General features: G+C 66.6%; 8 protein-coding genes. 4 read left to right on the top strand and 4 right to left on the bottom strand.

All coding sequences use genetic code 11. The features are described from left to right. Positions 1-128: 128 nt before the first annotated feature. Entirely contained in the window at positions 129-2,897 is a 2,769-nt protein-coding gene (locus IT430_10230; protein ID MCC6908306.1) for an SGNH/GDSL hydrolase family protein, read from the bottom strand. A gap of 312 nt (positions 2,898-3,209) precedes the next feature. Between IT430_10230 and IT430_10225 the strand changes: the two genes are divergently transcribed. The 3 genes from IT430_10225 (at position 3,210) to IT430_10215 (ending at position 6,465) form a co-directional block, all read left to right on the top strand. After that, positions 3,210-4,376, top strand: a complete 1,167-nt coding sequence (locus IT430_10225; protein ID MCC6908305.1) for a hypothetical protein — start codon at positions 3,210-3,212, stop codon at positions 4,374-4,376. Between the two features lie 66 nt (positions 4,377-4,442). Beyond that, a complete protein-coding gene (locus tag IT430_10220) occupies positions 4,443-5,390 on the top strand; it encodes a hypothetical protein (GenBank protein ID MCC6908304.1) in 948 nt (315 codons plus the stop codon). Between the two features lie 229 nt (positions 5,391-5,619). Further along, positions 5,620-6,465, top strand: a complete 846-nt coding sequence (locus IT430_10215; GenBank protein MCC6908303.1) for a radical SAM protein — start codon at positions 5,620-5,622, stop codon at positions 6,463-6,465. Between the two features lie 21 nt (positions 6,466-6,486). Here IT430_10215 and IT430_10210 read toward each other — a convergent pair whose 3' ends face one another. Together IT430_10210 and IT430_10205 are read right to left on the bottom strand one after the other, a co-directional pair. Continuing rightward, positions 6,487-7,503 carry a hypothetical protein gene (locus tag IT430_10210; GenBank protein MCC6908302.1) on the bottom strand — a complete coding sequence of 339 codons (1,017 nt, stop codon included), beginning with the start codon at positions 7,501-7,503 and terminating at the stop codon, positions 6,487-6,489. Positions 7,504-7,583: 80 nt separating this feature from the next. Then, positions 7,584-8,534, bottom strand: a complete 951-nt coding sequence (locus tag IT430_10205) for a hypothetical protein (GenBank protein MCC6908301.1) — start codon at positions 8,532-8,534, stop codon at positions 7,584-7,586. 112 nt (positions 8,535-8,646) lie between these two features. On the opposite strand from IT430_10205, the gene IT430_10200 reads away from it, so the two are divergent. Continuing rightward, on the top strand, positions 8,647-9,576 hold the full coding sequence (locus tag IT430_10200) for a peptidylprolyl isomerase (protein ID MCC6908300.1): 930 nt from the start codon (positions 8,647-8,649) through the stop codon (positions 9,574-9,576). 109 nt (positions 9,577-9,685) lie between these two features. Here the strand turns inward: IT430_10200 and IT430_10195 are convergent, their stop codons facing one another. After that, positions 9,686-12,358, bottom strand: coding sequence for an MMPL family transporter (locus IT430_10195; protein MCC6908299.1), 2,673 nt, complete (start codon positions 12,356-12,358; stop codon positions 9,686-9,688). Positions 12,359-12,384: the final 26 nt, after the last annotated feature.

Here is a 12,384-nt window from a genome sequence, read left to right as displayed (position 1 = left end):
AGAGCACCGCCGATGCGAAGTGATCAGTATCGAGATGAGATCGTCAGAAGACCGCTTCGAACTCCGGCCATCAGCAATTCACGTGCCATTGTGTCAGGGGCTCTTAGCAAAAGGCGCCGGGTACTTTTCTACCGCGTCACTTCGAGTTCCATCACGTTGCTCTTGATCGCGCCGCGAGCCGGGTCGGCCGGATCAATCGTCTGCATCCAGATGCGGCACGGCGGCGCGCCGGTCGGCACGTCGAGCGTGAAACGCGCCATGCCCCGCGCATCCACATCCGCCTGGCCGACATAATAGAGCCGCTTCTGAAGATCCATGCAGATGCCCAGTTGCGGCAGCATGGTGCACCCGTTGCCGGTGAGCGAGCCGAGCACGTGGACGACCCGCTCTGGTTTCGCGCCGGAAATCTGAAAGCCGTACGAGCGGCCGGGCGTGAGTCGGTAGTCGAGTGCGCGCTGAGTGAAGTTGAGCAGCAGTGTGTTGCCGCCCAGGATGCGCGCTCCGCTGCCGACTGAGCCGATGATGAGATCATCCGCCCCATCGCCGTTCACATCCGCCACTGCCAGTTCGTTGCCGCTGATCGAGCGCAGCGGCGCGATGGGCGCACTTCCCATTGCCCAATGAACCTCGCCGCCATCGGATGGAGAAACAACGTCCGCGCCAAAGCGCGCGCCTTCGACGCGCATGGCTGCGATCTCGCACTCTCCATCACCGTTGAGATCCGCCGGCCACAGGGCGTCCCAATGAACGCCCGGCGGCGGGTCAATGGTTGCGAACTCCGCGCCATCCGCGCCCGACAGCAACACGATCTTGCCGTCGGGTCCGAAGGTTGACGCCACGTCGGGCACATCATCGCCGCTGTAATCAGCGCCGGCGAGAATGGCCGAGCCAAACAAACCGCCCCCGCGCTCCTCGCTCCAGAGAACTTCGCCCGTGCGCCCCGAGAGAGCGAGCACTTCGCCGCGCGGTTCGCCGGCAGATGTGCTCCGCGTGCCGATGATGAGATCGCCAACGTGGTCGTCGTCGAGATCGCCGCCGTCGCGCAGGCGCCGCGCAGGGTATGGCGTCACCGGTCCGGGTCGATAGCGTTCGCCGGTCGCGCCGTCATAAATGGTCAGCGAGGCGCGATCCGTCGCGTCGGCGTCGGTGATGATCGCAAACTCGCGCACGAAATCGCCGTTGAGATCCGCCAAGCCCTCGACATCCAGCCCGAGAAGATCGCCGGGATGAACGCCGCGGTACTCAAACAGCCTCGCGCCCGTCGCGCCTGAGAATACGGACGCCGCGCCGCGCAAATCGTCTGCATTTGGGATGCCCACGAGCACCTCGGCTTTGCGGTCGCCATCGAGATCGCCGATGATTGCGCCGGTGAGCATGTATTCGTGGTTCAGCAGCGGATTGAGTGAGCGCGCGACGGGGTCATCGCGCGTGTTGATCATTGTCCAGAGGTAGGAGCCAAAAAGATCGTCGCCCGCGTTATTGGCGTGAATGCCGTCTCGAAGATAGGTCTCATGCCAGGCGTCCCATGGGCCCAACTCGTCGCGCACATACCGAAACAGATCGCAGAACGCGATCCGGGCCGGATCGGCTGCTGCGATCTCGAACATCGCATCGGCGTACTCCGCGAGTGCCGCACCGCGGCTGGCGGTTTCCCACGTCGAGACGAGCAGGAAGCGGACTCCGGGCGCGCACGCCGCGGTGTACTTTTCGATGATGACCTCGATGTTCGCCTTGAATTCGGACCTCGGCAGCGGCCAGCCGCCGGCGTCGTTCTGGCCGAGTTTGATGATGACGAGATTCGTCTCCGTCGCGCGCATTTCATCGGCGAGCATGGCGGGATCCCAGTTCGACGCATCGGCGTGGTCGGTGCTCGTCGCGCCGCCCCACGAGTGGCTGCCGACTTCAAAGCCGCGAGCCATCTCCGGCACAGACAGCCGACAACCCAGAAGCACGATCTCAGCGTCGGTCTGTTCGACGATGTCCTTGCCCGTGAGCACCCGGCTCTCAACAACGCCCCACCCCGGCTCAAGCGCTTCGCCTCGAATGGAGTCGAGAACCATCACTGAGGCTGGAGCGCACGGGCCGGGGGAATTTGGATCCGTCTGCGGTGAGCCGCCATCGAGCATGGTTCGGATTCGAACAGGCGGACTCATTGGCGTTGCGATGAGGATGTGGCGCGAGCGCGGCGTCAGACCTGCCCAGTCGAGGCGCGCGCAGCCCTGCCAGGCGGCCGCGACCACCTGGAACCTGAGGATGCTCTGATTGTCCGGCGAGTCGTCCAGCCAGCTCACCTCGCGCCGCCGGGAGGAACTGAACGGCCAGTCTTCGATCACGCCGGTTTCGTCTGGGTTGCGGCCGAGCAGCAGGGCGTTCTGGAGATTGCCATCGATCTTGGTGAAGCCGCCGACGGCCGAGGTCTGGGGATCGACGTAGGCCCCGCGGAACGTCACATCCCACTGTTGGGTCATTCGCACGCAGTGGCCGAAGGTGGTCAGCGAGTCGCCGACGAACAGTGCGTTGCACGAGCCGTTGAGAACGAGATCGCGTACGCCGGATGATCCAAGGTTGATCGCGACCGGCGCGGCGAGTCGGGCGCAGGTCTGGTCGCCGGTCACGGTCCAGAGCAGCTGGCCGTCGGCGCCGCTGAAGAGCGACCACCGGCCGACCACGCCATGCTCATTCGCAAAGGCCGGGTCGGCGACGAAGACGTCGGGCAGGGCATCGCCATCCACATCACCGCCCGAGGCCACGGACTGGCCGAACGCGACGGCATCGCCTGGCGGAGCAATGGTGTAAGGCAGTCCGGACTGTGCAGCAGCCAGTTCCGCCGCCGCCAGAACGCCCAAAACGGCCCAGTTGAATTGCAACGCACCGTCGCGGAAAACACCGTTTCCCATCTCGGTAGTCCCCCGGCTGAAAACAGCCAATGCAGCGATCTTGTCGCTTCCTCCCCATCCTAAGGGAAATGCCGATGATTTCGCAAGGGATTATCTCAAAACGCCTCGGTTTCCCCCAAATCGCTTACACGTCGGTGCGGCGCACCCGTCGAGCGGCGCAATAACCCTCGAATCGAGGGCTGACTTCGCCCATTTGTTTCTGAAACAGTTTTTGACAGGATATCAGAAACGAGGTATACTGGTCGCAACTCATCACCCGCGCGACGCCCGCCAATGCCCGAACTCTCCTTTGAACAGGATGTTGCCCGACGCATGCCCGCCCTGCAGGACCTCTTTGCGGGCGTGCTCGAGCGGTATTGCGGCGGGGGGGATGTCGGCATCACCCAGATCTGCGATGCGCTGGGCATTCACCGCAAACTTGCGTGGCAGGTGCGGCACGTCGCCTACGAGCCCGATCCGTTCGCCGCGGTCCGCCACGTGCCAACTCCCGCGGGGATGGAGGCGCTGCTCAGCGCGCTCCAGCGCCTCGGCCTGCCGACACATACATCTGACACCTTTCGCGCCGCGGCGGATTCCTTTGCCGATCTCGTCAGGACTCACGCCGGCGACCGCACCTCCATGGAAATGCTCGTCGAGTCCGCGTCCGAGAGCAGCCTGCAGCAGGCCGAGGTAAAGTGGCGCGAGAAAGCGTTCCAGGGCAACAGTTTCATCTTTGGCGCCCAGGCGCGCACGCTGCTCTCCACGAGCATCCTCAACTTCTCGCGCGGCAAGAGCGACTGGTTCGACGCCGTGCAGGTGCGCGGCCTCATCGGCCTCAAGCGCGTGCGGCGCAACGTGCATTGGATCGTGAGCCAGTCGGCGATCATCGATGACACCGTTCCCGATCGGCGCATGCTGCGTACTCCGCTCGATCCGCAGGGCGCCGAAGCCATGGGCGGCGTGCCGGTCATGCTCGACCTCTGCTCGCAGCCGCTGCCTGAACTGCGCCGCCGCAGCGCCGAGCCGGGACTGCTCAATGACGAACTGCTTCCCGCCCCCGTCGGCTTCACGGGACAGCAGACCATTGTCACCGGGGAGGTGCTGCGCGAACTGTCGCCCGTGCACGCCACGCCGGGGCACAAGCGCATGCTCTTTGGCGCGGTCGTCCGCACGCCCGCCGAGGTGTTCGTCTACGACCAGTTCGTGCATCGCGGGCTGTTTCCGCGCGTGCAGCGCGAGATGTGCGTGTTCGGCGAACTCAACTCGCCCATCACGCAGGATGAGCAGGATCGGTTGCCGACCAGCGAGACCATTGAGCTCCTCGGCCGCGGCATCACGGTTGCGCGCACGCCCGATGTGCCGGGCTACCAGAAGATTCTCCGGGCTGCGTTCTCGGCGGTGGGCTGGGACGCGGACCAGTTTGATCTGTATCGCATTCGCATGGCCTACCCGCCGATGCCGGCTTCGGTCGTGATCCGCCACGACCTGCCGCCTCGATGACCGGGCCTGCGATGCACTGTGTTGATGGCTTTGATTGGTGAAGAACCCTTGGAAAGGATGATCGAGATGAATCAGCGTCACGCGGCCCTCGCCGCCGCAACCGCCGTGCTGTCCATGGCCTGCCTGGCCGCAGCCCAACCCGTGCTTGTCGACTTTGAAGACCAGGCCGAAGGTCCGCTGGGCGATCCGTGGTCGTACCAGGGCCTCACGTTCCACGACCTCAACAACGTCTCGGGCGTGTTCCCCGATGGTTCGCCGTTCGGCCCCGAGCCGACCGATGAGTGCATCTGCGAAGACGCGACGGCGTGGTACAACGACTTTCCGGGCTGGGGCAGCGAAGACAAACTGCTGACCTTTGGTAACGCCTACATCGGCGGCGACAACCTCAGCCTCGGCCGGCTGTCGAGCGTGACGGTCGATCTCGACGGCGTGGCCGACTCGGTGTCGATGGACGTCGGCTACTACGAGAACGGGCCGTGGGGCGGCATCGTCGTGCACCTCGATGCGCTCATGGGCGGCCAGGTCGTAGCGAGCGACAGTTTCCAGATCGCCGATGGCGGCGGGCGCGACAACGGCGCCATCAACGCGTTGAGCGTCTCGGGCGCGCAGTTCGATCAACTGAAGATCTATTCGACCTTCGGCAATCAGTACTCGCTGCCGCGCATCATCATCGATGACATTCTTATCAACTGGCTCGGCGGCGGCGCGACGCTGGCGGTCGATCCGCTTACCGGTGGGCAGCCGGGTTCGTTCCACGTGACGGGCGCGACGCCCAACGCGGCGACGTACCTCGTCTACAGCCTCGCGGGCACGGGCAGTACTTTCGTTCCGCAGCTGAACGTCACTCTCGATCTTGCCCAGCCGCGCCAGGCGGGCGGCGTCAAGCAGACCGACGGCTCGGGCGCGTGCAACTGGACGCTGCCGATCCCGATGGGCGGCAGCGGCCGCAACGTGTGGTTCCAGGCGTGCCAGTTCGAGAACAAGACGAACGTGGTTGCGACTCGGATCAACTGACGCAGGCGGGAACGCAGATCTCCCATCTTAACAAAAGGTACCAGGTACCTTTTTCGGGTTTGACGGGCTCGGCGCGTGCGCCGAGCCCGCTTCTTTTGATTTCGCGGCTCGGTGCAGAGGGCGGCGCGGCGAACAGGGTGGTTCCCCGGGTGCGGGAAGGGCATCCATATGCTACTATAAAGGAGCATCTACTCCTATTTCCAGCTCCGCGCTGCAGGAAAGGCCCGCCGTGGTTCGATTCGCCGATTCGCCCACTCTGCCGCTCCAGGAATCATGCTCACCAGCGGCTGGCGCGCGATTCGCCGGGCCGTGCGTCGCCGTGGTCTTTCTCCAGCCGCGCTGCAACATGCACTGCACCTTCTGCATCACGGAAGACAACTTCAACGCGTTCACCTTCGACCAGGCCGCCCGGCTGCTGCGCGACCTCCGCGCCGGCGGGACGGTGCGCTCGGTCGTGCTCGGCGGGGGCGAGCCATTCGACTGGCCACACGACGTCATCGCCCTGGGCGCGCTGGGCCGGCGGCTCGGCTTGACCATGCAGGTCGGGACCAACGGCATCGCCGTGCCGCGCGGCTTCGAGCAGCTCGATGCCATCGACCGCTGGGTGCTGCCGCTCGAATCCATCGAGCCCGAAGCGCACAACGCCATGCGCCTCTACCGCGGCCGGCACCACGCCATCATCCTCGATCGCCTCGAAGCGCTGCGGCGCGTGGGTAAGTCCGTCACGATCTCGACCGTTATCACGCAGGCGAACTTCGATGAAGTCGTCCAGGTCGGGCGCTGGCTGGGGGACTACGTTCAGCGCGGCGGCAACGTCCACGCCTGGCACCTCTACCAGTTCCTGCCCATTGGCCGCGGCGGCTCCGTGCAGGGCGAAAATCTCGCACTACTGCCGGGCGTGTACGAGTACGTCTGCGCTGAAGCCGAATCGCTCGGCCTGCCGTTTCGCATCTACCGGCGCACCGATATGTATCACTCGCGCACCGTCGAGTTCTACTGGATGGATCGCGGGATGGTGCGCTGCGGCAGCGAAGCCTGGGCGCCAACTCCCATCACCGTCAGCGCCCGGCGATGAGTGACAGATCTCCAGCGGGCATCAAGGCTGGATGATGAATTGCGCGAGGCTCTGGCGACCGGTGACGGTGATCGTGATATCGGGCGAGATGAGTTCGAGTTGCCCGCCGTCGCGAATGATGGCCAGGTGGGTGCTCGTGTGGCCGAGGATGAGATCGGCTGCGACGGCGCCGGTCGAGTCGCCGCGCCGCAGGAGGCTGCGCTGCTGGTCCACCTGTGATGCGATGCAGTTGGTCATCGATGCGGCGGTGAACAGGGCCGCGATCGCGAAGCCGCACAGGACCAGCGTCAGCGCGCGGAGCCACAGCATCCAGCGCAGCCGCACGGCCACCAGCAGCCAGACCACTGCGCCGGCCAGCGCGATGAGGTCAACCCCGGCGGTGATGCGCACCGACTCGTGCCAAGGCGCGAAAGCTTCGGCGGTCCACGGCATCACCTCGCCCAGCGCCGCCTGCGAGCGCGCGATGACCCAGACGATCTGAGCGATGCTCACGAGCGCGCACACGACCAGCCCCAGCGCCGCCGCTGCGCGCGCGGTGGGCGAGGGTTCGGCGGTCGCGCCACTTTCGTCAGCCGATCGATTGCCGATGACGGCCAGCGTCAGCGCGCCGGCGCCGGTCACGACGAGCAGCATGGCGAGCATGAGCGAAAGCGTGTCGGCCAGTCCGGCTTCGAAGATGCGCAGCGGGGCGGCCAGGATGAGTTGCACGCCGTCGGTCAGGCTCGAGCCGAACTGCCGCTGCAGGTCGGGCACGCCGACGCTCTCGGCAAAGCCCTGGCGATAGCCGATGAGCCCGGCCAGCGGCACGGCGACGAGGGCGGCAGCGACGATCATGAACGTGCGCAGCCACGCGGCCAGTTCGATGACCACCGGCGTGGGTTCGCCGGCTTGCGTCGTCGGCGGTGGGGCCTTGCCGTCGGAGGCGGGGCGCGACCAGATGTAGACGCGCATGGGCGTGGCGGGTCGGCTGCCGCGCCGGATGCGCACCGCCGGACGCGGAGTCGACGAAGCCGCATCGTTGGCTTGCTGAGGGTTCAAGCGCAGGGCTCGCACATTGCTGCTGGTCGCATTACTTCGATCCTTTCGCCCCGCGGAAGCGCGCGGTTCAGGCGATTTGCTCAACCGCCGCCGGATTCGTCCGCCGGCTGGTCAGCCGGGCCGCCGCCTTCGCTTGGCGGCTCGTTGTCGGTCGTCCGGCCGGCGCCACTGACCGGACCCGGGGCCGCGGCACGGTTGGCGCCCGACGAGCCGTCAATGCCCGGAACGGCAAACGGCAGCGCGACCGCGCCGGTCCACGCGAGCACCCACAACAGCACGACGGCGGCGATCAGCACCGTTACCACGCCAACGCCCGCTTTGATCATCCTCTGGCGCCGCTCGCGCCGGAGGCGTTCGACGGCCTGTTGGCCGGGTGTGAGCTGCTCCTTGACGATGCGGCGGCGGCGCGGCTGGCGAGGCACGCCGAGATGGTCCGTCGAATCGATGGCCGCATCGGCTGCATCCGCCAGCGCCGAGCGGGCAGCCTCGCCCGTCTCGGCCTGCGCCGCGGCTTCGACCGCCGCCCGCAGCCGGTCGTAGCCGACGGAGGCGAGCGGGTCCTTCACGCCCTCGTCGGCTGGCGGGATCTTGCCGGCGGCGATCTTTTCAAGGTCGCGCACGGGCGCCAGGCCGAGCACCTGTCGTTCGTCTTCTTCGGTGAACATGGCGCCGCAGAACTCGCAGCACACGTCGGTGCGGCCGACGCGCTCGCCGCAGGAGAAGCACAGGCCCATGAGGTGAGACAAGCCCTGCACCCGGTCGGCGCGTTTCCAGAACTGCTGCGTGGTGGGGCCGCGCACGATAGTGGCCGGGCCCACTTTGCCGCGTTCAATCATGCGCACGAGTACGTCGTAGCAGCAGCCGGGCCGGAAGGGTTGAGCCTCATCACGGATGAACCATGGGCCCATGGCGTTCTGGGTGGCCTGGCGGCTGAGCGGTTCGAAGAGGCCGCCGCAGACGTCGCAGCGCGTGGCGCCGGTCTGCGTGTGGCCGCAGTACGGACAGATGACCTCGGGCTGGGACTCGCTCATGGCCGCTCACATCTCCGCCGGGCACGCGGTTGACATCCTGTCTTCTCGACGGTCTGATGAAGGACCCATGTCAGCGTATTCAGAAAACCCGCTATCGCCAAGGAAATCGCCCATGCCGCACTTCTCCCGCCTTGCCGCACCGCTCCTGGCTGGGGCGGCCTTGCTGTGCTTTCTGCTGCTTCCCGGGGCCGGGGCCGTCAATCCGCCTGATGACGATACGCCGGCCGCGCTGGTGAATGGGCAGGCGGTGGAGTGGTCACAGTTGCGCGACCTGCTGGCCGAAACGGCCGGCGGCGCCATCCTCGAGGAACTCATTCTCGACAAACTCCTGTCCCAGCGCCTTGTGCGCGAACGCAAGACGGTCGATGCGGCCGCGATCGAAAGCGAGCGCCTGCTGATGATGGAGGTGCTCGACTCGGACCCGACCCGGGCGGCGCTGAGCCTCGAGGCCGTGCGCCAGCGGCGCTCGCTGGGCGACCGGCGGTTTCAACTCATGCTCAAGCGCAACGCCATGCTCCGTGAGCTGGTGAAAGATGACGTCGAGATCAACGAGACCATGATCCGCTCGCAGTACGAGCAGCTCTACGGCCCGAAGTACCGCGTGCGGCTGATCACGTCGGCGACGATGAACGAGGCGGCCACGGCGCTGAGCCGCATCCGCGCCGGCGAGCCCTTTGCCGAAGTGGCGGCGCTGGTCAGCACGGATGCCGCCAGCGCGCAGCGCGGCGGATTGCTCGACGCGATCTCGCCCTATGACGCCTCCTATCCCATGGCGCTTCGGCAGGTGCTGGCGGATCTCGATGAAGGGGATCTCTCGCCGATCATCCCGCTCGAGAGCGGCTTTGCGCTCGTGCAGATGGTGCAGAAGATCCCGCGGAGCAACGTTGCCTATGAGTTGGTCAAGACCGACATGGCTCGCGCGGCGCGGCTGGCGCAGGAGCGAATCCTCATGGACAATCTCGCGCGCCAACTGCTGAACTCCGCTGATGTGGCCGTGCTGGATCCCGCACTCAACGACGGTTGGAAGCGCAGTCACCCGTAAGAGATGCAGGAACCCGCAAACGTGCAGTAGCATTCCTTCGCGCCACAAGTTTTGCGCCACAAGTAAGGCACTCGCGCACACTTGCCCGCGCACGCGCTGCGATCGCCACTTATCGATGCACATCCTCGGCGGCGGTGCGCAGGCGGAGGATTGCGGGGAGCACGGTGTAGCAGGCAATGAGCGTGATGGTCAGGCCGATGACCATGGTGATGCCCAGGCCGCGGATGCCGCGGTGCTGCGCCAGGGCCATGCAGCCGAATCCGATGACGGTCGTGAGCGTGGTGAGCAGGATGCCGCGCCCCGTGCCGCCCGAGAGTCCGCGCGGCACACCGGTCGGGTCATCGCGCCAGCGGTGCACGATGTGCACGCCCGCATCCACGCCGATGCCGAAGATGAACGGCATGACGATGATGTTGGCGAAGTTCAGCGGAAGATCCGTCACGCCCATCACGGCGAACAGACCGATGAATCCAACCACCACCGGCAGCAGCGCCAGCAGCGAATCCGCGAGCGAACGGAAATCGAGCAGCAGCAGGATGAGAATCGCCGCGACGGCCAGGCAGGTGGCAATCGTGTAGGCGCGCGAGATGAGCGTGGTCGATTCGTAGATCTGCACGGCCGGCCCGAGCACATCAGCATCAACGGCGCGCATCGCCGAGACGAATGCTCGCAGCCGGTCGGGATCGAGCACCGAGCCGCCGCGATCGGCCGGTTGGATGCGCAGCAGCAGCCGCCCGTCGGGCGAGATGTTGAGCGTGCGCAGCGGCAGGGGCAGGTCGTCGAGCGTCTGCGGCCGCGGGTCGGCGACGGCCTGCCAGGTTTCGATCAGCGTCTGCCGATCGCGCCGCCACGCCTGCGCGACGTTGGCCCAGTGGCTCTCCGCATCCGGCCCGCGCAATCGTTCGAGCAGGTCATCACTCGCCGCGAGTACTTGAGTGAGCGCTTCGCGCAGCGCCGGGTCGAGCGTCTCTCCCGTTTCGATGTCGCCGCCCGCGGCCGCTTCAATGCCGCCGCGCACCTGCGCGATGAGTTGGGCCGCCTGCGGCGCCGTCGAATCTGTGGAAGAGGGAATGTCGCGAGGCATGTCCTGCACAAACGCTTCTCGCCGCTGCTCGCGCTCCGGGTGAAACAGCGACCCCACGCCCTCGACCGCGGCGATCTCATCATGCTGCAGCAGCGCGAGCGTCTGGCGCTGCGCCTGCTCGAGCGAATCGACGATGCTGATGCCGATCCATGCCGAGCGCCGGCTGTCTTCGGTCAGGCGGTGCTCCCAGATGACGCTCTCGACGCCCGGCGGATGGAGATTGAGGAGGTTGGGGTCGTAGCGCGTGCGCAGCGCCGCGGGGATTGCGGCGGCGACGAGCAGCAGCGCGATGATCAGCACAGTGCGCGGCCGGCGATCGACCACGTCGAGTCGCCCGTGCGCGAAGTGCGCATCCTCTCCACCCAGCCGGTGCCGCACGCTCTTGCGCCAGTCGGGCCGCAGCGAGAGCAGCGCGGGGTAAACGCTGAGCATGGCGATGAGGCACAGCAGAATGCCCCCCGCCGCGATGGCGCCCATCTCCGCCACGCCTTTGAAATCAGTCAGCAGCATGACGGCGAATGACGCCGCAGTGGTGACGGCGCCGGTGATGATGCCCGGCCCGATGCCGCGATAGACGCGCGACAGCACATCGCCGAGATCTTCGTGCTCTTCGCGCGTCAGTTCGAGGCGCGCGGTGAGGTGCAGGGCGAAGTCGATGCCCAGCCCCAGCAGGATCACCGTGAACACCACGCTGAGCACCTGCAGGTGGCCGACGACGAGCGTGGCCCAGCCGAAACTCCACGCGACGGCACTCAGAAGCGTCAAGGCGGCGCAGATCGGCACGACCACGCCGCGAAACACGATCACGAGAAGCAGCGCGATCAGCGCGAAGGCGAGGACGGAAGTGAACGTCGAGTCGGCCATGGACTGCGCCGTCTCGTCGTTCTCGATCGCGCCCACGCCCGTCACGGCGGCCTCGATGCCGGCAAACAGCCGGGTGGATTGCAGTTCGGCCATGTGCCGGCGGATGGCGGCGATTCCTTCGCTCAGACCTGAAACAGACGCTCCTTCGCGTCGCAGCGCCGCCGACAACAGCAGGTAACGACCTGAATCGCTCTCAAGCGGCCGCCAGCCACCTGCCGAGGCGAACAGCGGCGCCGCCGGGTCATCCATCGCGCGGTCGATCGAGCGCAGCAGGTTGCTCAGCCCTTCAAGCGAACCCGTTGCGCTGGCCGGCTGGGCGGCGCGGGAGAGACCCGTCAGCGTCGCCCGGAGCAGATCGACGATCGAAGTCGACTCCAGCACCACGCGCGATGAGCGGAACTCCGCCAGCGACCGCTCGTAGGCGCCCTCGGGCAGCGTGAGCATGAGCCGGGCGAATTGCGGGCGAAAGGTGTAGCCGTCGAGCACATCCAGCACGGCCGGATCGTCGCGCAGCCGCTGGGCCAGCGAGCGCACGAACATCGCCGCCCGGTCGAATTCGGGTGACTGGGCGCGCCGCGCCCGCGGGCCGCGATCGACGGCGATGATCACGTCGCCCCAGCGCGGAAACTCCTCTTTATAGGCGAGGTAGGCGGCGTTCCACGTCAGATCGGGTGAAACGAGAAAGCTGCGGTCGGTCTGCATGGTCAGGCGCGCCAGCGCCAGCCAGACGCTCCCGGCCACGAGCAGCAGCGCCGCCAGCAGCACGGGCACGCGGCGGCGGATGACAAACCGCCCCAGCCAGCCGAGAAGCTCATCGCGCACCCGCTCATGCATAGGACCAAGTCTAGATCGCGCCCGTG

This window comes from Phycisphaerales bacterium (assembly GCA_020852515.1).
In the GTDB taxonomy this organism is placed as follows: Bacteria; Planctomycetota; Phycisphaerae; order Phycisphaerales; family UBA5793; genus UBA5793.
Note: the sequence above shows the minus strand (reverse complement) of the source record. Positions and strands in the feature narration are given on the sequence as shown.